The organism is Kiloniella sp. (assembly GCF_048270245.1).
In the GTDB taxonomy this organism is placed as follows: Bacteria; Pseudomonadota; Alphaproteobacteria; order Kiloniellales; family Kiloniellaceae; genus Kiloniella.
Map to the genome: position 1 here is coordinate 360938 of NZ_JBLWTH010000005.1, position 24093 is coordinate 385030.

Consider the following 24093-nt stretch of genomic DNA (forward strand, 5'->3'; position numbering starts at 1 on the left):
CCATCCAAGGGCGATAAGTCCAATTACCCTTGCGGTATATCGCGGGTTTTATCCAGACACCGCTGTTCAAAACGATCAGCCTGATAAGGCATCACAAGCTCTGGCTTGTTTTCGGCATAAATTATGTCCAGATGATCATGGGGAAAGGCTTCCCAATAGCTTTTTTGCCCGATCTGCTTGGCAAAACTGGTCTCTATCGTTTCGCCCTGATGCTCAAACCGCAACAAGACATAAAACCCGCGTCCCATCCGAGATTTTATCCCCATAACCTTGGCTTTTGCCACCTGCCCACGGCTATAGACATGCACCATATCCCCAACCATTTCGATCAGGGTCCACCAGATATAAAGCGCGATCAAAGTTCCAAAAATCACCGGAATTGTCAGATCAGGATTAAACGAAAACCCACTTGCCGGACTAAAGACAACCGCCCCCATAACCCACAAGATTACCCCCGCGACAACAAGTGCCAAAAGGCTGTACAACAAATACCGCCAAAGATAATAGGAAACCGCAGCGGAACGAATATGCCCGGCGGATTTAAGATCGCGATAAAAGGGCAGGAAATCCCGCGCCCCGATCTTGAGAAAAATTTCAAATAAAGCTGTCATGAACAATCTTGGAAAAATCTTGAATGATGAGAATAAACACTGGCCATAGTGTGCCTTTCCCCGCCCCTCAAGGCAAAGGTATTATCTCGCCGAAGCAAACACTCCCTTAACACGTCATAAGAAAATATCCCCGAAGATGCGGGCATTAAAGGATCGCGGATAGATGTAAACAGCTTGACCAATTCTGCCTGACCGATCAGGCTCATGAATAATCAGATATTGAAAAGAGAAACGAAGATGACCCAGCCCATAAATCAGGCCACAAATCAGCACATCGGAATCTCTGACTTACAGGGCATTTCCCGCGCAGAAACTGATGCAAAAGAATGGGCGCTTCGGGTTGATCTTGCCGCCGCTTTTCGCTTGGCGGTTCATTTTGACTGGCACGAGTCCGTGGGTAATCATTTCTCTGCGGCTGTATCTGCAGATGGTAAAAAGTTTCTTTTAAATCCCAAGTGGAAACACTTTTCTGACATCAGGGCCAGTGATCTCTTGCTATTAGATGCCGATGACACCGATGTTATGAACGGACCAGATGCCCCCGACCCGACAGCATGGTGCATACATGGTGCCGTGCATGCTGCGGCCCCCAATGCCCGTGTTCTGCTACACTGTCACCCAACCTACGCCACCGTGCTGGCGACACTGAAAGACCCCGCCATCAAACCCATTGATCAGAATACCGCCCGCTTTTTTAACCGCATATCTATCGACCTGAACTATGGCGGCCTCGCCGATGAAGCCGAAGAAGGACAGCGCATCGCCCGCGCCTTTGGCAACCAGTCCATCATGATGATGGGCAACCACGGCGTTTCCGTTGCCGCCGAAACGGTCGCCGAAGCATTCGAAGATCTCTATTTTCTGGAACGCGCGGCGAAAACGTTGGTCCTCGCCTATTCCACCGGACAGGGCCTCAACATTATGAGCGACGAAATCGCCGAAAAAACCGCCCAAAGTTGGGAAGATTACAGCGACGCATCCTTCGCCCACTTCGGCCACCTGAAATCCATGTTGGACAAAACAGACCCGTCTTATAAGGAGTAATTATTCTGAAAATCCAAGAGCATAAAATAACTTACTCAGATTGTTCGTCTTTCAAAGTTTATTGCATATAATTCAGATAACATGCACATAATTAGCGCTAATTATCACGCCCTTAATTAGATAAAATTGAAAACATAATTAACGCAATAGTAGTAGAATCTAATTACGATCCATTCACAATAAGCTTCGTATTTTTCAACAATTTCCAGTAATTAGATATTTTCATGTTCACTGCTAGATTTCTTACGTCGATATTAGTACTAGGCCTAATAACCGGCATTACCTTGTACTTTTTCTCTATTACCGAAAGACAACCATCTCCCTTGAAACCAGCAGGTTATGAAAAGAAACAACCCCTCACAGAAAAAGAGCGGGAACTGGAAAAGAAAATGCCTTCTTATATTCTAGTAAAGGCATTCCCCCGCAAGCCTTTCAAAGAACAATATATTGCTGATCTCGTTCACCCTATAAGAAAGCAGGGGAAGGATAATCACTATATCGATCAAAGCGTGATTATCCAGATAGATAGAAATGAGATTATGACAAGGGTAGAAAAAATCCTGAGAAGATATAAAAAATATGACCTTAATCAGGATACATTAATCACCGAAGAAGAACTCAAAAAGTGGCTCTACGAAAGAGTAAGAAACAAATCAAATAAACCTCAACATAAAGTTGAAAATATCATCAAAAAAGAAATCGATACGATTCTGTCCGTGGACAGTAATGCAGATCGTATTATTGACCAAGAAGAAGCTCGAAAAGCCGCACAAGAAAATGCTCTCGCTCGTCCACTTCGAAATAGTAAAAAACTAATCACACTTCTTACACTTGACCCCAATAAAGACGGAAAATTAACCGTAAACGAACTATTGGGTTTGGGGCTCGATGCTTTTGAATTTTATGACATCAACAGAGATACCATTCTCGATATAGAAGAACTCAAGCTATTAAACGAAACTAAGAAACTCTTACAAAAGCGCCAGTATCAACAAAAAGAAAGAGACAAACAACTGGTCAGAGTTGCCGCCTGTGACATTCCCGACCCCGACAGCCACGATGATATCTTTGTCATTGGGACCCGTAAAGGAAGCGCAATTTCAACTGTTTCCGTTGCAGGACAGCATCAAGAAACAACGACGGGTACAATAGAAATAGAACCTGGCGAAGGAAATTTATATATCTATGCCATTAGTTTTGACGCAATGATCTGGCAGATTAAAGGAGCGACCCACCGTATTGCACACCTTGTACTCGCCGCAAAAAGAACAGACTCTGGGGTAGGAGCAATTGGAATACCTAAAGAAAAAATTACTTTTGTGAGTGAAGAAAAATGTATTCGTTACTTTGACAAACACAAAGAAGATCGTGCGAAAGAAGCACAGCAGTTCGTAAAAGATAAGTTTGGAAGACATGCCACTAACGTTGTTGGTGGCTACAAGGTAAACAGGCTTGTACTCCCTTCTCTAGCGACCTCCAAAAGCCCGGAAGATTCCTATGAGCCCGGAAAACGCTACCTTATAAAGGAAGAAAAAGAAGACGCCCCATATTATATGGAAAATGGGAAAAAGAAGAAAATTGAAGAAATCTGGGCCAAAAATTTACCACAAGGGTCAAAAGCTCACCCTGAAACTGTTGGTCTTGGACGCTTCTTTACACCTGATGGGGTTGCCAATCTCGATCATGCTTCTATCGTCACCTCAAAATCAGCAGAAAAGTACCTCATTTTACCCGGCTATGCGGGACTTATTCAGCTTATGGAACAGGGAAAAATAGAACGCATATCCTACAAAAAATATAAAATTGTATCAGAGTTTGAACACTTCCCCGCCGAACTTGCCGGAGGACGAGCAGTAAACTTTATTCTGCCCGAGGGAATCAGCATTCCTGTCGGTGATCCCGGGCACTCCTGTGTATACGACGAAAAAACAGAAAAACCGCTTGCAGGCCCAAAAGTCCTTTGCAACAAAACAGACAAAGCCCCAAAAAGCACTCAGCCTTGGGATGGTTTGGAAAGCAGGTAAGGAAGCACTCGTCCTTTATATCCAGCGGCGGACTTTTTCGCAGTACGCCTTGTATTCTACACCGAATTTGTTGCGCATGACCTTTTCTTCAAAGGCGATATACCAGCGGTCAGTAACCACAACAAACAGTAGGGCAAGCGCGAAAGAGCTATAGGCACCGCCAAGCAAAACCGCAAAAGCAAGCAACGCAATCACAAAGCCGAGATACATTGGGTTTCTGGACCATTTAAAGACTCCCTCTGTCACCAATAGATCCGGTTGACCAAAGGTCATAATATTGGTGCGTTTTTTCTTGAACAGCCAACTGCCAGAAAAAGCCAGCGCAAGACCGCCGATGATAAAAGGAATTGCCAAAAGGCTATAACCGTCAGGAACGGTGTGGGGGCTTCCCTGTTGCCAACACAACACCGCCATAAGGATCACAAAAATGAGAAACAATACGGGTGGCAGCAGTTTTTTCATAACATCACTCCGATAATAAAGGGTCATCACGCCGGATATCCCCGGCAAGAAATGAGTGTTTTCGTATACGAATGGATTGATGGATCTTGTAATCAAGGCAAGCACTTGGTGCCTTAACATATGTTAAGTCACAGGCGTAAATGAGAGTTGAATCTCTGTGAGTTAGATATTGGGGAGTTAAAAGACAGTGCTTTTCAGATCATACCCATTCCACGGCGAATACGGGATAGGGTGACATCGGTAATCCCCAGATACATAGCAACATGCCGCAGGGGTATCAGATCGCTTTGGGGACCAAATTCATCAAGAAAACTTTCGTATCTCTGACGTGCAGATTTCATTAAAAAATCAGCTTCACGACGTTCTTTTTTTAGGGCAAGGTTTTCATAAACACGGCGAACAAACGTCGCCCAGTTTTTGTTTTCATCCGAAAGACGGATCAAGTCATCATAGTCAATCACCACCGTGTTACAGGGGGTAATTGACTGCGCATAAAAAGGGCTCTGTTCTGCATTTACCACGGTTGAAATACTAGCAAAGGCCCCACCCGCTTTGACCAACGACTTATTTCTCTCTCGCCCTTCGCTATCAATATAATAATAACGCCCGATGCCATGGATCAGAAAGTACACGCCTTTGGGTTTATCCCCAGCCGAAAAGATAATTTCCTCGGCGCCAAAAGAGCGGGAAGAAAACAGCGACTTTGCATCGGCCCATTCAGCAGATGACACAGGGGACAGTTTTTGAATTAGTTCTAAGAATTGAGACATACCTAGGATGTAAAGTCTTATCCCAGATCAAACAAGACAAGAAGCAGACTAAAACAGGTCCAGCAAAAAATTCAGATCAAGAAGTTTAGCTCGGGAAACTTAGATCAAGATGTTTCGTCATCCGTCAGGCGTTTCATGTAACGATCATACTTGCCACTTTCTCGGAACTCTTTTAGACCCTTGTTAAATCGGGCCACAAGCTCGGCGCTGCCTTCCAGAGCTTTTGGAAACAGAACATAGCTCAGATTATTCAATATCGCTTTTGGGTGATGGGTAATCAACGACCGTTCCTCGGGCGAGAAATCTTGGGACAGGGCGTAATAACCAACTGACTTTTCTTGGGGATAGATCTGAACCCGATCTGTTAACAGCTTCTGAAAATTCACTTTATCGTTCGCGCCACGGTCCATAATCACCCTACCATCAGCCAAGGCGGCATCCAATTCGGGGCCATAACTATATTTGATCCCGCCGCCAAGCCGATAGGGCTTTAGGTCGGCCATATTCTCCCAATCGAATGGCTTGTCTTTACGATGAAAAAAAACAAACTGTTCTTTGAGAATCGGGTCACTATACAAGAACTGCTTTTCACGTTCGCTCTTATGCATCCAGACACCCATGGCCTGGAATTGCCCTAGAGCCGCTTCGTGATAGCCCCTGCCCCACGGTAAAAATGATAATTCTGCCGTGATACCTTGCGAAGCAAAAATCTCGACGATCATCTCGGCAACGACGCCATTTCCCTTTAATTCCTGAGATAAAAAAGGTGGCCATTCGCCGACTGTTACAGTGACCTTTTCATCACTCGCTTGTGCAGGAGCAGAGAACGACAACGACGAAACTGTCGCAACAGTCATGACTAAAAGTGTGGATAGTAATCCCACACCTTTACGCAATTTTTTTAAAGTGCTTTCCATCCGATGTTCAGCCCTTTTCTCTTCATGCCATCATACTATAGCATGAAATTGATTTCTTTTCTCTGTTTTTAGTTTCAGGGTGCTTTCTGGGCAAAACTCAAGGGCAGAGTTCTTCAAAAATGGTCTTTTGGTGAGCTTAGTTCTCTTGCAAAAAAAATACGATGACATCGGTTATCAATCTAACCGACAGCAGCAGCCATCATATCTGTTTTATTCAATCCCAGATCTGAAAAATAACTAAAGATCAGAATCACAGACGCGGATAAAACAGCCTATTATCCGCGTCTGTATTTTTAGATCTGATATCCAGAGTTCAGGTTTAGGAACCCAGAAACACTCTAGGCCTGAACAAATCCTTCCCAGCGGGACATATAGGTAATGAATTTCTCGCTCAAGCCTTCTTGCTCAAGGTGTTCTTTGCTCACAGGTAACTTCGTAGGGATAAAGTCAGCGTTCTTTGCCAATTGTTTGGGAAAGTCATGGTGCAAGATCGCGCCCCGACCAATCAGAACAAAATCTGCCCCCGCATCCAGACAGTACTCGACATCTGCTTGGGTCATGATTTTACCCGCAACGCCCAGCTTTACAGTTCCGCGATCAAACTCGGTAAAGTACGAGATCAGCGGACGTCCCTTATAGGCTTCATCTTCGGGTTCCTTGCGGACATCCCACAGGGACATATCCAGAAAATCAATTTCCCCCGCCGCAAAGATATCTTTTGCGACCTGAATAACCTCGCCCAGATCCATATCAAAACGTTCAGGTGACAAACGCAAGCTGACATTAAAATCAGCCCCACAACGCTGTCGAATGCCCGTAATAATTTCCTGAATCGGCCGCATCCGGTTTTCAAGGCTGCCACCAAACTGATCATCGCGTTGATTGATTGTTGGGCTTAGGAATTGGGCTAAAATATAACCATGTGCGCCATGGATTTCGACCCCGTCAAAGCCAGCTTTTTCAGACCGTTCAGCGGCGACAATAAAGTCTTCGATCAACTGCTCAACCTCGGCCGTGCTCAAGGCACGTGCGCCATGCTCGACATTATCTGACGCACAGACAGGGCTGGTCCCGATCAGATCAGCGGGTGATCGCATTCCGGCGTGGTGTAGCTGAATAATAGCCAAACTACCTTCGGCTTTGATGGTCTTTGCCAAACCGGTTAGCCCCGGCAGATGATCATCAGAAAACACCCCCAACTGTCCGGGGAACCCTTGCCCAATGGCCTGAACATGCGCCGCACAGGTCATGGTCAGGCCAAAGCCACCCTTGGCCCGCATGGTCAACCAATGGAACTCTTCATCGGAAAGCGTTCCATCCGCGTGGCTTTGCGTATTGGTCAGGGGCGCCAGCATAAATCGGTTTTTCATTGCCGGACCACGGGAAAAGGAAAGAGGCTCAAATAGCTTGTTCATAATCAAATTCTTATCGGATGTTTCATTAAGTACGGATCACATATAGTGCTGTTTCAAAATTCTTGAAGGGGCAGGTGAACATCTGTTACGCCACACCCTGCCCCTTCAGATATTTGAATAGCTTAACGACCTAGGCCTTTAGCACATCAAGCAACAAGCGCGCGGCGGAATCAGAAGACCCCGGATTTTGCCCGGTAACAATGTGACCGTCACGAATAGAAAAATCAGCCCAATCATCCGCTGAACGGAACACTGCACCCGCTTTTACAAGATCTTGTTCTACAGAAAAGGGGACAATATCTGTCGCACCAACGGCGGCTTCTTCGCTATCTGTAAAGCCTGTGATTTCGCGCCCGGCAACAATCGGGGTATTATTCGTATCTGTTGCTTTGATCAAGGCGGTTACACCATGACACACAGTGCCAATTGGCCGCTCATCCGCATTGAAAGAACGCAACAACGCCAACGAATGCACATCATCAGTCAAATCGTATAACGGCCCGTGACCACCGGGGTAAAACACAGCATCAAAACCATCTGCCTTAATGGAACTCAATGGCTTTGTATTTGCCAAAAGATTCTGTGCTTCACCATCTTCATTAAAACGGCGGGTATCATCACTTTGGAAATCATCGCCTAAACTTCCTGGATCAACAGGCGGTTGTCCCCCCGCAGGGGACGCCACCGTGATATCAGCCCCGGCTTCCTTGAAACGATAATAGGGTGCCGCAAATTCTTCCAACCAAAGGCCTGTCTTTCTGCCACTGGTGCCGAAATCTTCGTGTGAGGTAACAATCATCAGTATTTTCATGTTCAAGTCTTTCTTTTATCGCCCAAAACCAAAAAATTTTGTTTGCTTGAACACAAGATAATTCGTCTTATCAAAAAAGATAATACATCTAGAAACAAACATATTGTTTAACTATATTAGACAATATGTTTGTACAGAAAGATTTATAGGGGCACGTTTACAGTCGCTTTAGCCCATAGGAATAAATCCGTAATGAAAAAGGACCAGATCAATGGACGACCTTCGCGGTATGATAACCTTTGCACGTGTCGTCGAAAGCGGCAGCTTTGCCGCCGCGGCACGCAAGCTTGATCTTGGACGCGCCGCGGTTAGCCACCAGATAAAGCTGCTCGAAGAACGCCTTGGGGCAAGGCTGTTACACCGCAGTACCCGCAGCCTGAGCCTGACCAGCGCCGGAGAGGACTATTATCAAACTTGTAAGCTAATCAGCGAAGAGGCCGAAGCAGCAACCCGCCGTATCCAGAGCCTGAGTGATCAACCCGTGGGGCGTATCTCGCTGACCTGTTCCAGCAACTTTGGGCTTAAACGCATTGTCCCCCTTCTCAGCCAGTTTCGCCTGACTTATCCTGGCATTGAATTGGATGTGGAACTGACAGATGAAATCACCAATCTGATACAGGGCGGGTACGATATTGCCATCCGTTCCGGTCCTTTGGATGATTCCGACATGATGTCTAAGAAAATCTGTAGTACAGCGCGCCATATCTGCGCCGCACCCGCCTATCTGATAAACAGACCAAAGCCAGAAACACCCGAAGATCTGGCCACCCATGACTGGGTAACCTACAGCAGGCATTCCGGTCTCATCACACTAAAAAGAGATGATCGACGTTATACCGTTAGAATTAAAGGCCCGGTTCACACCAACAACGCGGGGGCACGGTTAGAGTTTATCTTAAAGGGCCACGGCTTGGGCCTGTTGCCGGAACACGACATCAACGATCACCCCGCGGGCAGTTTGGAAATTCTCTTACCTGATTATACCATTCCAACCCTTGATCTCTTCGCCGTTTATCCACGCGGCGCTGCGTCCAGTCTCAAGGTTCGGATGCTGATTGATTTTCTGGCAGAACAACTTGCCTAACAAGCCCCAATATTCCTAGGTCTTACTTAATGATCTGAGTTAAAATTCTTTCTATTTTTAACGGTAAGAATTCAGTTCTCAGAATTCAATTCTCCAAAGCCGCACATTTTTCCGGTTCCAAAGTGACAAAATATTTCAAAAAAAGTTTTGCGAACCGACAAATTATTTGAACAAATAGGGTGCGTATTGTTTGCTTGATGTTTAAGAATGAAACAAGCAACCTATCTAATAAGTAAAGAGAAGTAATAAACAGGTTGATACCCTGCGCCGAATTTGGCCAGCGGCAATAAAACAACCCAATAAAAATAACACAACACGTCAGCCAAGAATGAAACACCAGAGATGATACAGATGGATCTAGATACACATGCGTTATGAATCCCCTCAAACCGTAGAAGCCGCCGCTGCTTTATTGGCAGGTGAACAAGGGCTGGCCCGCGTCTTGGCGGGTGGCACAGACCTTTTGGTACAAATGCGTTCAGGCATGGTAGAGCCTGATCTGATTGTCGATGTGAAAAACATCCCCACCATGACCTCTATTACCGAAGAAAATGGTGGCTATCGCATTGGTGCGGCCGTTTCCTCGGCAGAGATGAACGAACACAAAGGCCTCTGTGCGCTTTGGCCCGGTGTTATGGAAGGTGCTGATCTTATCGGATCTACACAAGTCCAGGGCCGCGCCACCATGATCGGAAACCTGTGTAACTGTGGTCCCGCGGCGGATAGTGTCCCGGGTATGGTTGCCGCTAATGCAATCGCCACCGTTGTCGGCCCCAATGGTCGTCGTGACGTTCCCGTCATAGAAATTCCCGTTGCGCCCGGAAAATCCACTTTGGCCAAAGGCGAGCTGGTCGAAAGCGTTTTCCTGCCAGCCCGCCCCAAACGTGCAGGTGATGCCTATCTGCGCTTTATTCCGCGCACAGAAATGGATATTGCCGTTGTGGGCGTTGGTGTCAGTCTGGAACTGGATGATGATGGTATTTGCACCGATGCCCGCGTTGGCCTCGGCGCGGTTGCGATCAAGGTATTATTGGTCGAAGACGCGGCCAAAGCCTTGATCGGCAGCAAAATTGATGATGCAGCGCTGGAAAAAATGGCCGCGGCGACATCAGCCGCCTGTAAGCCGATCAACGACAAACGCGGGACCATCGAATTCCGCACTAAGGTTGCTGGCGTTCTGGCAACCCGCGCCGCAAAGATTGCTCTTGAGAGAGCCAATGCAAGAGCCTCTAACGGGGGAGAGAAATAACAATGTCCGGTATTCATGTTACCACCACAATCAATGGCGATGCCGTTGAATATGTCTGTGATGTCGAAGAAACTCTTCTAGATGTTCTCCGCGACAAGCTCGGGATGACTGGTTCTAAAGAAGGCTGTGCTTCTGGCGATTGCGGTGCCTGTTCTGTCACTGTTGATGGCCGCCTGACCTGTTCGTGTCTGATGCTCGGCGCAGAAGCGCAAGGTCATGAGATCGGCACGATCGAAGGGATTGCCAAAGGCACCGAACTGCACCCTGTTCAACAAAAGATCTTGGACAATGCTGCCTTGCAATGCGGCGTTTGCACACCGGGTTTTGTTGTTGCTGCAAAGGCCCTTTTGGAAAAGAACCCCGACCCGACCGAGACAGAAGTTCGTTACTGGCTCGCCGGGAACCTGTGCCGCTGCACAGGCTATGACAAAATCATTCGCGCGGTCATGGACGCCGCCGCTGAAATGAGAGGCAATTGATATGGCTCGTAATCCTGATGCAGATAACGCACCCGTAAAGAAAGAAATCGAAAGCCCGACATCAAAATATGATGCTGAAAAAGCAGCATCCTTCAAGGTTGTCGGCAGCCGCCCTGCCCGCCCGGATGGGATGGACAAGGTAACGGGCAAAGCACGCTTTGGTGCCGATATGGTCATGCCTGGTCAGTTGGTGGGCCTGATCCTGCGCAGTCCGCACCCGCATGCCGTCATTAAAAATATCGACAGCTCAGAAGCCGAAGCACTGTCCGGTGTCAAAGCCGTTGTCACCCGCGATGACTTTGCCCCGAACGATGATCACGCCGATGTTCTCTATAACATCATGGCCCGTGAAAAGGCCCTGTACGAAGGTCATGCGGTCGCAGCCGTTGCCGCGACCAGCCGTGCTGTGGCCCGCAAAGCGCTCAAGCTTATCAAGGTTGACTATGACATCCTGCCCCATGTCACAGATGTGGACGCGGCCATGTCACCGGATGCGCCCGTACTGCATGACAGCATCATCACACGCGGCATCAGCCCGGCACCGACAAAACCATCTAACGTGGTTGCCCGCAGTGAATTTGGTCACGGCGATATCGACGCGGGCTTTGCCCAAGCCGACGAAATCATCGAACGCAGCTTTAAAACTGCGGCGACTCATCAGGGCTATATCGAACCACACGCCTGTGTCGCCAACGTCGGCGCAGATGGCATGAGCGAACTTTGGTGCTGTACTCAGGGTCACTTCCACGTCCGTCAGGTCTGTGCATCGTTGCTGGGTATTGATGTATCCCGTCTGCGGGTCACGGCCTCTGAAATCGGCGGTGGCTTTGGCGGCAAGACAACGGTCTTTATTGAACCCGTTGCTCTCGCCCTGTCTCGCAAAGCTGGTCGTCCGGTGAAAATCGCTATGACACGGGACGAAGTATTCAAAGCTTCCGGTCCAACCGCAAGTTCCAGTATGAACGTCAAGATCGGCGTCACCAAAGACGGCCGCATTACAGCCGGATATGGTGAATTCCGCTATCAGGGCGGTGCCTTTGCGGGTGCCCCGGCTGATTTCGGGGCTATGTCTGCCTTTGCCTGTTATGCGCTGGATAACGTCAAGACAGAAGCCTACGACGTGGTTACCAACCGCCCGAAAGGCGCGGCATACCGCGCCCCGGGTGCCCCCATGTCCGTCTATGCAGTCGAAAGTGTGGTCGATGAACTGGCCGCGCGCATTGGCATGGACCCCATTGATCTACGCCTAAAGAACGCCGCCAAGGAAGGCAGCAAAAGCTCTTACGGGCCAAAGTTCGGGTCTTGCGGCCTTGTCGAAACACTCGAAGCAGCCAAAGCCCACCCGCATTATAATGCCCCCCTAGGCCCTAATCAGGGTCGTGGTGTTGCCAGTGGTTTCTGGTTCAACTTTGGCGGTGAGACCTGTTCCAACCTGAACATCAATGCCGACGGCACCGTGACCATCGCGGTGGGCACCCCCGATATCGGGGGATCTCGTGCTTCCATGTGCATCATGGCCGCCGAAGAGCTTGGCATTCCCTATGACAAGGTACGAGCCATCGTGGCCGACACCTCAGCCCTCGGGTACAATGACACAACAGAAGGCAGTCGCGTGACTTTCTCTAGCGGTATGGCTGTGATCAAGGCATCACAACAAGCCGTTACCGAAATGTGCAAACGTGCCGCTATGATCTGGGATATTCCTGCCGAGGCTGTGACTTGGGAAGACGGTTGTGCCAAACCATCCGGCCCCAATGCCGGGGACTTTGAACCACTTTCCCTCGCTGAAATCGCGGCCACAGCTGGCAAAACGGGCGGCCCCATTGCCGGGCATCACGAATACAATGCCGATGGTGCGGGCGTCAGCTTTGGTACCCACATTGTGGATACAGAGGTTGATCCCGAAACTGGCAAGGTGGATATCATCCGCTATACGGTGGTTCAGGATGCGGGCAAAGCCATTCATCCGGACTATGTCGAGGGACAGTTCCAGGGCGGTGCCGCACAGGGTATCGGTTGGGCACTCAACGAAGAATATATCTATGGCGAAGACGGCAAGCTGCAAAACGCTGGCTTTCTTGATTATCGTATGCCCGTCGCATCCGACCTGCCGATGATTGACACCGTGATTGTCGAAGTTCCCAACCCCGGTCACCCCTATGGTGTGCGCGGTGTTGGTGAAACCGGAATCGTGCCGCCGCTGGCCGCCATTGCCAATGGTGTCTCTGCCGCTGCGGGTGTGCGCATGACCGAGCTGCCCATGTCACCGCCACGGGTGCTCAAGGCCATCGACGATGCCAAAGTGGCTGCAGAATAGGGCCCATTGGCCCTCGCACTCGTTTGCCATAAAATGATCAAGCGGCCTTTATCGACAAAAGGGCCGCTTGGCACTCTAAAGGCTTTAAAATTTAGGTTTATAATATGGTTCAAGTCACCCTTTCTGGCACAATCCAACAGGCTGCTGGCGGTATTTCTTCGCTTGAAATAGAAGCAAAAAATATCCGCCAGCTGCTGAACGGTGTGGAAAAGCAGTGCCCTGACCTAAAACCTGAACTGGAAAAAGGTATCGCCGTCGCCATCAACGGCACCATCTACCGCGACGACTGGTTCCAGCCTATCCCCGAAGACAGTGAAGTTTTTCTTATTCCAAGACTGGCGGGTGGCTAGCTCTAAGTATAGGAAGGATTATTTGTTTTTACTTCTTCGATCCTAGCAATGTTATTATTTTGCTGATCAAGACCAATTAACGGGATAGTTTTCCGGAAACGGTCCTTCACGATCGGGGAAAATCGGGTTGATGTAGCTGATTTTGCTCTCGCTGGCCAGATCACTTTGCAAGACAACTTCGCGAACCATTGCCGGGATCATTTCCATACCAACGTATTTACCCAAACATTGGTGCGGACCGTACCCAAGCGCAAAATTGTGATAAAAATTCCGATCGGGATTAAAGCTATCCGGGTCCTCATAGGCATAGGTGTCAAACATGGCTGAATGTATCAACAAACGAACGATTGTTCCGGATTTGATCTCTGTTTCGTGGTTGGTGCCTTTGCCCATTGTGTAGTCACTGGCGGCCTGACGGAAAATATCGGGGCGGATAGGCCGAAAGCGCAACGCTTCCCAAACCATCGCATCAAAAGCAGTAACATCACTTCCCTGTGCTTTATCTTTCGCCTGCTTCAAGATGGCAGGATGTTCAATGAAATATTCAACCACCTGTGCCACGGCCTGCGATGTTGTTTCTATTGCCCCGATCAACAAACCCCCGGCGTTGGTTCCCACGCGGGTCAACGGGAAATCAACCTGCTTTGCGAACTTCGTCCGTATCATCCGCATGACCATCGTATCTGTACGTTCTGGCGCATCCATGCCCAAAATTCGGTAAATCAATTTCTGGACCGGATTAAGAAACATGTAAAACACGCCCATAATTTTAACGCGAATAATCTTGCGCAACATTAAGGAAGCAATATAGGCAACCAGCTCTTTTGACGCTTCGTCATGATAGTCAACAATGCGCTTGTGGTCTTGATCAGATAGCATATCAAAGGGTTGGTTATTAAACGCATCGTATTGATTCCAATAGGACCAGCGGATCAATTTTTCACGGTCAATACCATCCAGACCAAAGTATTCCTGTACCAATTTAACCGGAACCATACGACAATAATCATTGACCAGTTCAATCCCGCCATCAGCATCATCCAGAATTTCCCGCGAAAATTCCGTGATCATTTTCCGTACACGGGGAAGGTCATTCCTGTTCAACAGCCCCTGCATCAATGATTTTTCCCGATAGTGCAAGGCATCGTCATCGTGCGCCATCAGGTATCCATCATCCGGCCCGGTCACACTCATTTTGACCTTGTACAAATCAACGGTGAATATCTTGGGCATCTGCAACATATCCCGCACATCGGTAAACTTGGCGACCAACGTACATTCCGGTGTTTGCAGGACGGGGCGTTCTTTTCGAAGCTGCTTGAAAAAGGGCAAAGGCTCTGTTCTCATCCAGCCCTGAACCAAAGAATATTTTTTATCTTCCGGTGCTGCGTCGTATTCTTTCAGATAATCTTTTCCAGCGGTATCCATATAACTCGCTCCCCTTCTGGTATCTCCCTTATAATCACGGGACGTTTAGTATTTCTGCACCGTCAACTTTCAGTATCTTCAATTTTTCAGCACTTTAGTCTCTCAAAAAAACCTCGTCGGGATTTCCCTTATAGAGATTTTAAATACTCAATCAGGTCCCAACGATCTTGTTCGGAAAATTTGCATGCACCATATTCATGACCGATATTCCTATTGCCTCTGATAGAGGTATCAAACCTGAAACCTTCATACCCTTCGGTCAAAAAGCCGACGTTTATGGGATCAAATTCACGTGCTCCGACCATAAAGGAATTGGTTCGAACAGCGGTTGTACTACAGCCCCTGTCATTACCGTCTTTGTCTTGAAGCGATTTTGGTAAAAGTAATTCATACAGGCTTGGCACAGATCCGTTGTGCAAGTATGGCGCTGTTGCCCAAATACCGTTTAAAGGTCGTGCACGATAGGCTTTCAAACTGTTATAGGGTTGTGCCGTGGTATCTGGAATATACTCGCCAGCCTTAAGACTTGCTTTCACAGGGTTATCGAATAATGTCATGACAAGCGCATAAACCCATTCGACAAACCGCCTCGGCCACCATTTATCCGGATCTGGTGTCGTCACTGTACCTCGGGTCGCTGCTGTCAATATTTGCGCAACCGGGGCTCTGCCTCGCTCAACAACCTTGCCAATACCGACATCTTGATAAGTGTCTTTAAAGTTGCCCGAATTTCCGAGATAGCTCGTGCTATTTACAGCCATGGCATCATCGGTTGTTTCCGGATGATTAATACCAACCATATTACTCACGACCTTCCGGTCCCAATTATCGCGTACAATAACCTCGTGACAGGATTGGCATTTACCAGCATACAACACCCGACCGCGGGAAACACTCTCTTGATCCAGCTTACGATCACCTTGCCCGCATTGCCGCTCATCAACGGGACTATCGACTGTGCCGGTTGGCAGGTAATAATCGCCCGTTTCTTTTGAACGACAAAATGGCCATCTGGGTGATTCCAGTGTAACAAGGTGACTTTCAAGACGCTGAAGATTAAAAAGATCAATCGACGATTTAAAGTTGATGACTTTGCCTTTGGATCTTTGGCCACTGATAAAGGCTGGCAGGCTAAACTTGGAAAACTCGGCCCAAAACCCCGTTTGCTCGTGCCAGTCGAGAGTCGCGAACACACCCGTTACTTCACCCGCATTACGCCCCAACGGACCAATAGCGGCATTACTTGCCAATCCGTTCCACTGAACATAGTCAGCACGTGTTATATCCCATAAAAAGGGATAACTGACCGGCGCATTGGCGGGATTAAAGATTTTATCCCGAACCCTCAACAAATCGCGAATACCCAGATTGGGATATCCTGGCTGATCAGATTGCAGGTTGGTAAGGATTTTCCAAAACTCATCATCGTTCAGGATTGTCTGTCCCTGAACATCAGCTAAGACCTTATCAACCTGGGCATCTGTCAATATGCGCTGCTCAACGCCATCTCGCTTAACGGTGACAAGTTTAAGCGCCGTTTCTACCTGTTCATGATTAATTGTGTGCTGCAAAACCCGATTAAAAATTCGTCCAAAGGCATCCAGACGGGCATAACCATAGTTAACTTTTTGGGTTCTTTGGGAATCAGGGTCTTTTCTATAGGTACTGCGATTGACAACATTATAGAGCGACCTGATATTGATCCACTTTTCAAGATCCGCCTCTACTTCGTCTTGCGACGCATAGTCATTATCTATTGCCAATACACGCTCAACAAATCGATCGAGCCTCGGATTTTCCTGATCGGGTTTTCGTTGAGTTTCTTTCAAGGCCGTTGTGAGAGAGGTTAAAAAACCTACCATATCTGCCATGGCTGGACCGCCATCAATTCGCAGTGCACGCCCTTGATAATTCACCTGCCCGGTATGACAAGCTGCACAAGTATAGCCAACATAGTCTCTATCTTGGTATACGTCCTTAACAAATCCAACGGGCAGGGCATCTGGATTAAAAAGGGTATCTTTTTGCGGTAAATAACGGAAATAATCGATATTTTCATCGCATAGAAACCAAGGACCGACCTCTCCATTTCGTTCGCAATCAAACTGCGGGCTTCCCTCCGGTTGTTCTAAAGCCAACAGGAAATCATAAGGTAAAAGATCTGATCCCTGTGTTGTATTATAAAACCAGAGACTATCCTGTCTTTTCCATCCCTGAGCCAGATATTCGGGCGTGGTGTAATTTTCGCCGAGCGTCGCCTGACTAACAGCAACAGCCCCCCGGTTTTCATCCCTGTCCAGATTTTGATAAATTTTAGTCCCGACAATTCCCATAAAAGGAAGCCCGACAATGACCAAAAGAAGCCCGAAAACAAGCCACTTCGGCTTTTGAGATATGAACAATGCGATGTAATACAACAGTCGACTAATCATAATGCTCTCCCGAACCAATAAATTGATTCTTTTTTTGATAATTATACCTATGATAGTCAAAAAAGGAAGTAATAACACTTAAACAGATACAAAAGACTTAAAAGCTGAACCATATTCACGCCGCTTTCCTCAAACCCTCAAACTCTTTCAGGGGCCTCTATCATCGCGATTTTTGATAGAACACTGCCTCACAGTTTCCCATGATATCAGTAAGATTGGGGGCTAACTTCCGCGACGGATGGTTCCAAGCCATCCCCAAAGACAGCGAAGTGTTTTGATACCTAGGCTGGCGGGTGGGTAGGTCTGACGAATTACTATAAAATTGATGGCATGGGATTATTGTATTCTTGCCAACAGGCACATACGTGACCTCAGCTTAATGATCTCGGGGTCATAAAGCCTTAATATGATCTAGAGATCATAAAAATATTCCCCCCTATAATTTAACAGCGCATATATCAGTGCAGAGCAGCGGTTAGAAATCAGCATCTAAAATGAGCACCCGAGACAAAACCCGATGCTTTATAACCACATAACAAAACAGCCCCCGGATTGTACAATCCGGGGGCTGTTCTTTTTAGCTATTGATTAGCCAGCGTTAACCAGTACCGAAGATTGTTACTGTCAATTCGTCTTCGACATAGAGCTTAACATCTTCACCGCCAGCACCAACACCGATATACTCCTTGAAGGTCACGCCGTCGATTGTGCCACCGGAACCTGTGATGGAATTCCCAGTTGAGGTCCAGGCAATCTCGGTATCCCCATTACCACCGGGGACACTGTTCCCGGCTTCGAGATTCACACCATCTTTTGCGCCATCGCCCATAATATATAGGATATTATTGTCATCTGTAATGTCGATAACATCATCAACAGACAACATGCCCGTCGAAGACATGGAAGCATTCGGTGAATAAACACCAAAGTCTTCGTAACCAGTGCTGCCATTGGTCAGGTCGATGACTTCGATATTGCTGATCAAACCATTGCCCGCACCATTATTGGGCTGAAAATCAACATTAACACCATTTTGTGCCCCGTCAGGATCAATCCAAATGGATTGATTACCAGCACCAGCGCCCGGCATTACCAAGGTATCAAAACCATCGCCGCCATCAATCAAAGTGCCCGGAACAAAATCAAAGCTTTCATCCGTACCTGGCGGAGGTGCTGTCACTGCCGTTACATTGATATCCAGTTTCGCCGTAGAGGTATCACCATCAGCATCGGTAATCTCATAGGTAAAGCTGTCAACCAGATCAGTGTCGGTCACATCTGCTTTTGCTGCGTAGGAGTAAGAACCATCTTCGCTGAGCGTCAGGGTACCATAGGCCGTTTCAATCGGTGCGCCCAATGCCACAGGTGTGCCATCCCCGGCAACAACGCCGGTTACAACCGCACCATCAGCCCCAAGATGATCGTTAACAAGAACACCAGCAGTGGCCAAGACAGTAAGGGTTTGCCCCTCATCCACATCGCCACTGTCAACAACAGCAAGCGGACTGTCATCGTTCAGATCCAGCCAGATTGTACCAACAACAACATCACCATCATTATCCGTTACCTCATACCGAAGACGAAACACTGCATTACTTTCATCATTCCCGTCAGAATGCCGCAACGGATTGCTTTGTGTAACGGTATAAGCCCCAGTTGTGATATCAACAATGTTAAAGCGCAAAATTTCCGTTACGACACCATCAATCTTTTGCCCAAGAATATAATGCGTATCAGACGTTGGATGCATTAATTGAAGACCATCAGCATGACCAGTGACCACTCCAAAATCTTTTAGAACCAGACTTTGAAGGCCATCAGCACCAGCATCAAAGTCCAGTGTACCGGTCAAGTTTTCGCTATCAGGATCAACATCGCCTGTACCACCAGCGTGACCACCCGCAAGGGCGTCATCATCCAGTTTAATACGTGCATTGTTTACATTGTTCACCGTTGGTACGGCATCTTTAACCGTGATGTTCAAGGTTGCGGTTGAGATATCACCGTCCGCATCCTTGATTTCATAGGTAAAGCTATCAACAACATCGTCGCTGATTGTGCCTTCTTTAGCTTCGTAGGTGTAGGAGCCATCGGCATTCATGGTCAGGAAACCGTAATCGGTTTCAATCGCAGTACCCAATGCCGCAGGCGTGCCAGTACCCGCCGCAACACCAGAGACAACTGCACCATCAGCACCTTGCTCGTCATTGGAAAGAACACCATTCGCCGCCGTAACGTCAAGAGTGCCAGATTCAGTAACTAAGCCATTATCATCAACAGCAAGCGGGCTGTCATCATCAACATTGATTGAAATTGATCCAGAGGCACTATCGCCATCCCCATCAACCACTTCATAGTTAATAGTGAATTCGGTATTGTTTTCGTCCAGACCAGCCGTATGCGCAACCGCCGCTAGCTGTGTGACCGTATAGGCACCCGATGTTTTGTCGGTCAGGTTCACACGGAAAACGTCTGTCGATACACCATTGATAACCTGACTGACCGTGAGAACAGTGCCATCGTTGGACAAGACTGATGAAAAACCTGCACCGGATGGCAAAGCCGCCCCGGTTAACAGAACACTTTCAACTCCATCGGCACCCGCCGCAAAGTTCAAGGTTCCGGTCAGGTTTTCGCTATCAGGATCAACATCACCTGTACCACCCGCATGACCACCCGCAAGGGCATCATCATCCAGCTGAACCAACGCGTTCAGGTTGCTGTCAACAACAGGCTCACTGTCTTCGATATAGATGCTGAGAGTTTCTTCGTCTTCATCACCGTCGCCATCACGAACTTTAAAGCCGAAATCAAGCGTCAGTGGGTCAGTTGGGTTGCTACCGTCTATTGACCGGTCAGGGTGATCTACTGGCCCGTGTAGGGTAACAGTGTATTCACCCGTCTCGGGATCAACCTTGAGCGTCACGACATCAGTTGCGCCACCGTCGATTGTTCCCACAAGAACAAGATTGCCATCAATATCAGTACCAACGGTACCAAAATCAACATCCTTACCACCTGATTTCAGAACCGCCCCATCCGGGTTGCCATCTTCGCTGTCTTCCCAGCCTTCAAACCAGAGATCAACAACGGCAATACCATCCGCATTGTGATCAATATCAAGCGTACCGGACACGACATCATTTGTATCGTCGTTGTCCAGCAGGTTTGCTTCACTGATATCTTCAGACGCATAGGTATCATGCGCATCCGCTTCGTCATCTTCGATAACAACAACAAGGTTTGCGGTATCTGTATCACCATCATTGTCAGTGATCGTATATTTGAACTGTAAGCTTAGCGGATCTTTGTCATTCGCATCGTCTTCCAGGCTTAGATCAGGATGATCAATGCCCTTGGTCACATCCACAGTGTACGCGCCTGATGTCGGGTTGATCGTCACGGTAACAACAGGTGCTGTGCCGCCATTGCCATCAGGAACAGTACCAACCATAACCAACTGGCCACCAACCATTTCAGCAGGACCAAAGGTAACGTTCTCGCCACCAGATGTCAGTGTTGTGCCATTGGGATTGTTGTCTTCCGTATCTGACCAACGAATGAATTCAACACCTGTGATCGCACCACCATCAGCACCGAAATCAACATCCAGTGTACCCGCGACAGCCGCACCACCGTGCAACATATCGTGTTCTGAAACCCAAGAGCTTTTATGCGTTCTATATTCATTGTCCGCATCCGGACCATCATCTTTCACACGGACAGAGAAGTCTTTCGATGCCGTGTCGCCATCACCGTCTGTTACTGTCGCGGTGAAGGTTAGTTTGAGCTGATCACGAGATCCAACCTGTTGGTCACCATTCTGATCGGGGTGATCAATTGGGCCAAGCAGCGTTGCTTTGAATGATCCGGAATCTTCATCCAGTGTCACCTTGATGACTTCATCATCACCCGCTTTACCGATCAATGTCAGCTTGCCACCAATCACAACAGCAGGCCCAAAGACAACAGCCACGCCATTTGACGTCAAGTTACCATCAAAGCCAGGTGCAACCGCATCACCCCATGTACCATCTGGGTCAGTCACAGATTTCAGCTCAAGACCTGTGAACTTGCCACCATCAACACCGAAATCAGCAAAAATGCGGCCAGAGACAGTATCTTTGTGATCGCCTCGTGTCAGATCAGATTCTTCAAGATCATCATTGTTGTTACGGATATAGCCAATGCTTGGGCCGTCATCCTGAATAGTCACAGCCAGATTTGCGTATTCGCTGGCATCGCCTTCGTCATCAATCGCACGAATTTGCAGGTTAAGCGCCGCTGTAACTTCATCATGTGAATCTGGATCAGGGTTCTTAACTGATTGGAACTGAACAAATGATGCTGTCAGACTGCTGCTTTCGCCCGCAGATGGCTGTTCCAAATGAACAGCAAAGACCGCGTCGCCATCAGCTGTCAGACCCCAAACGATATTTGTGTTCGCTGGATCTGTATGCAGGAAGATCGCTTCGCCCCCTGTTGTCTGCAAGACGCTAGCTGTGGTTCCGTCATAAGACTGGAACTCAAAACTTTCTGCGCCAACATTATTATCATCAACGGTTGAATCTGTAGCAGCATCCCCTGTGTTTGGCCCATCAGAGAAGAAGTTAACTGCAACTTCACTCTGCGCAAAACCAAGTAACCCCGGCACAGAATCAACTTCACCGAAGTTAAAACCGCTTGATGCAATCGCGATACCAGCAGAACTTTCAATCCACCAGACATCATTCGCATCCCCCTGAGGGAACGGGCTTTCATCGTGAACCAGTGTCGCGTCCTGTACTTCGGGCACATCTTCTTTAATATCAACAACAACAGAGTCCACTGTTGTTGCCACATCATTTTTCTCAGTAAGTTCATCACCGCTTAGATCTGTTTCAGTTGCCGTAGCAGTCACTGTGATTTCAGCTGGACCGTCTTCGTGCTCGGAACCATCGTTCAGACGCTGTGACGTCCAATCCAGAGGATCAAAAGTAAAGTCGATAGTTACGCTACCATCGCCAACAACACCATCTGGCGTATCCGTAACCGGATCAATGCCGTTCAGTCTGTCGACATAGTCTGTGATATCGAATGTATAGGTCACAAAACCACCGGATGTTTCGGTTGTGACAGTGACCAGACCAGCGTTTTCACCAAAGGTTTCTTCAAGATCAAGAACCCAGTCAGCCGGAACACCTTCGAGTTTAACCTCGTGAGTTTCTGACCCATCCGCGAAATCATCAAAAGTCAAAGAAACGGGTATCGTCGTCAATTCAGGTGTTTCTTCATCCTGACTGATGATTTTTCCTTCGGTGGAAAGATTGTCCAGAATGACAGCAGGATCAAAGCTTCCATTGATACTATCGCCTTCGTTAAAGAGAACAAAGCTGATTGTCGCATCACCAGTTTCATCAAACGTATGGGTAAAGCTTTTCGCGCCAGAACTTTCATCCCAGCTTTCGCCATCAAAGCTTTGGGCCGCACCGTTAGGTGCTTCCAGATTATCACTCAATTTATAGGCTGTGCCATTGATCACAATGAACAGAGCATCATTAAAATTGTCACCAATTTCGTTGACCAAAAACTCATAATCGAGTGTCAAGGTTTGCCCCGCAGCAACCTGGAATGTACCAGACATTGCAACGCCATCGAAGAAACCTTCGTCGTTATCGTTCTGTACGGTACGCAAATCTTCAAATGTACCATCAGCAAGTCCCAGAGACGTTTCGATATCAGAAACATTTACATCTCCAGGGTTCCCGCCAAATGCAAATAATGCATCATTGCCACCATTGACTTCAACCAACTTTCCAGCTGACGTTAGAACCGTCCAGTCAGATAGATCAGAAAAAGCGTTTTCAATGACAGTGCCTTCTTTGGCCACAATATCCACATCAGGTTTATCAGCCGCCGCATCAATAATGGCTGTGCCAGATGCTGTAATAGATGCTGTTTCGCCGCTGTCAGGATCAGAAATATTTGCTGTGATCGTAACCGGAATATCTGCATCACTGTGCTCATCGCCCTGCAGATAAACTTCATCAAGGTCTGATCCAAGAATATTGATCGGTAAAATACCGACTTCTTCGCCTGGCACACTGCTGAAAACGATATTTTCAGGAGCAAAACCACCAACATACAATGTCACACCAACTGGCAAAGACGTGATGTCGATAGAATCAACAACCTCATTGTCCGCAGGCGTAAAGGTAAAGGCGATTTGCATCGGAGATTCTGTCTCATCCCCAAGATGCTGGTTTGCCTGCCAGTCTTCGAAGCCACCTACAAAAGCACCGTTTACATCTGCGCCATCAACAACGGTTGTTGCAAAGGTAAAGCTAAAAGTACCTTCGGCAGGATCTGGATTGTCCGAAGCAAGAGCAGCCCCAGCCAACTCGGCAAGCGTACCTTCAAGCGTACCCTGTGCATTCAGGCCACCAAGCGTTTCACCGAAATCATCACTATAGACACTACCGCCACCGCCTTGTGGGCCAGCGCCTGCACCAGCCGCAGTTTCAAGGGTTTCGCCATCGACAAGGGCCTGTGCCTGACCGATTAAAAGTCCTGCGGAAAGTTCGATACCGCCAATAACAAGTACAGGTGCATCTGCACCCTGAGCATCTTCAACTAAATTCTGGAAAACGATACGACTATCGGCGCTACCGTCACCGTTACTGTCAAAGGTCAGAACAAAGTCATTGCCTTCCAGTACCGG

The 24093-nt window shown here is 47.9% G+C and carries 16 protein-coding genes; 7 read left to right on the plus strand and 9 right to left on the minus strand.

Annotated elements, in window-relative coordinates:
* Positions 1-23 precede the first annotated feature (23 nt).
* Entirely contained in the window at positions 24-611 is a 588-nt protein-coding gene (locus ACN0W5_RS14015; protein WP_417454717.1) for a hypothetical protein, read from the minus strand.
* Positions 612-848: 237 nt separating this feature from the next.
* Here ACN0W5_RS14015 and ACN0W5_RS14020 point away from each other — a divergent pair, with 237 nt between their 5' ends.
* Together ACN0W5_RS14020 and ACN0W5_RS14025 are read left to right on the plus strand one after the other, a co-directional pair.
* A complete protein-coding gene (locus ACN0W5_RS14020) occupies positions 849-1655 on the plus strand; it encodes a class II aldolase/adducin family protein (RefSeq protein WP_417454718.1) in 807 nt (268 codons plus the stop codon).
* 389 nt (positions 1656-2044) lie between these two features.
* Positions 2045-3679 (plus strand): hypothetical protein, encoded by a 1635-nt coding sequence (locus tag ACN0W5_RS14025; RefSeq protein WP_417454719.1) that lies wholly within the window; start codon positions 2045-2047, stop codon positions 3677-3679.
* A 15-nt stretch (positions 3680-3694) separates the two neighbouring features.
* On the opposite strand, the gene ACN0W5_RS14030 is transcribed toward ACN0W5_RS14025, so the two are convergent.
* The 5 genes from ACN0W5_RS14030 to ACN0W5_RS14050 all read right to left on the minus strand — a co-directional run bounded on the left by ACN0W5_RS14030 (position 3695) and on the right by ACN0W5_RS14050 (position 8054).
* Entirely contained in the window at positions 3695-4141 is a 447-nt protein-coding gene (locus ACN0W5_RS14030; RefSeq protein WP_417454720.1) for a methyltransferase family protein, read from the minus strand.
* Positions 4142-4335: 194 nt separating this feature from the next.
* On the minus strand, positions 4336-4911 hold the full coding sequence (locus tag ACN0W5_RS14035; protein WP_417454721.1) for a Crp/Fnr family transcriptional regulator: 576 nt from the start codon (positions 4909-4911) through the stop codon (positions 4336-4338).
* A 104-nt stretch (positions 4912-5015) separates the two neighbouring features.
* Positions 5016-5828: a substrate-binding periplasmic protein gene (locus ACN0W5_RS14040; RefSeq protein ID WP_417454722.1), complete on the minus strand. Its 813-nt coding sequence runs from the start codon at positions 5826-5828 to the stop codon at positions 5016-5018.
* 338 nt (positions 5829-6166) lie between these two features.
* Positions 6167-7243, minus strand: a complete 1077-nt coding sequence (locus ACN0W5_RS14045) for an NADH:flavin oxidoreductase (protein ID WP_417454723.1) — start codon at positions 7241-7243, stop codon at positions 6167-6169.
* A 130-nt stretch (positions 7244-7373) separates the two neighbouring features.
* On the minus strand, positions 7374-8054 hold the full coding sequence (locus ACN0W5_RS14050) for a type 1 glutamine amidotransferase domain-containing protein (RefSeq protein ID WP_417454724.1): 681 nt from the start codon (positions 8052-8054) through the stop codon (positions 7374-7376).
* Between the two features lie 211 nt (positions 8055-8265).
* On the opposite strand from ACN0W5_RS14050, the gene ACN0W5_RS14055 reads away from it, so the two are divergent.
* From ACN0W5_RS14055 to ACN0W5_RS14075, 5 genes are all read left to right on the plus strand, one after another.
* Positions 8266-9138, plus strand: coding sequence for a LysR family transcriptional regulator (locus ACN0W5_RS14055; protein WP_417454725.1), 873 nt, complete (start codon positions 8266-8268; stop codon positions 9136-9138).
* Between the two features lie 367 nt (positions 9139-9505).
* Positions 9506-10387 carry an FAD binding domain-containing protein gene (locus ACN0W5_RS14060; RefSeq protein WP_417454726.1) on the plus strand — a complete coding sequence of 294 codons (882 nt, stop codon included), beginning with the start codon at positions 9506-9508 and terminating at the stop codon, positions 10385-10387.
* Between the two features lie 2 nt (positions 10388-10389).
* Entirely contained in the window at positions 10390-10866 is a 477-nt protein-coding gene (locus ACN0W5_RS14065; protein WP_417454727.1) for a (2Fe-2S)-binding protein, read from the plus strand.
* 1 nt (position 10867) lies between these two features.
* On the plus strand, positions 10868-13183 hold the full coding sequence (locus ACN0W5_RS14070) for a xanthine dehydrogenase family protein molybdopterin-binding subunit (RefSeq protein WP_417454728.1): 2316 nt from the start codon (positions 10868-10870) through the stop codon (positions 13181-13183).
* A gap of 104 nt (positions 13184-13287) precedes the next feature.
* Positions 13288-13533: a MoaD/ThiS family protein gene (locus tag ACN0W5_RS14075; protein WP_085899558.1), complete on the plus strand. Its 246-nt coding sequence runs from the start codon at positions 13288-13290 to the stop codon at positions 13531-13533.
* A gap of 66 nt (positions 13534-13599) precedes the next feature.
* Here the strand turns inward: ACN0W5_RS14075 and ACN0W5_RS14080 are convergent, their stop codons facing one another.
* From ACN0W5_RS14080 to ACN0W5_RS14090, 3 genes are all read right to left on the minus strand, one after another.
* The gene (locus ACN0W5_RS14080; protein ID WP_417454729.1) at positions 13600-14961 is read right to left on the minus strand and encodes a cytochrome P450; all 1362 of its coding nucleotides are present in this window, start codon (positions 14959-14961) and stop codon (positions 13600-13602) included.
* Between the two features lie 128 nt (positions 14962-15089).
* A complete protein-coding gene (locus ACN0W5_RS14085; protein WP_417454730.1) occupies positions 15090-17393 on the minus strand; it encodes a di-heme-cytochrome C peroxidase in 2304 nt (767 codons plus the stop codon).
* A 598-nt stretch (positions 17394-17991) separates the two neighbouring features.
* Positions 17992-24093: DUF5801 repeats-in-toxin domain-containing protein (locus ACN0W5_RS14090; RefSeq protein WP_417454731.1), on the minus strand; the 6102-nt coding region annotated here is incomplete at its 5' end.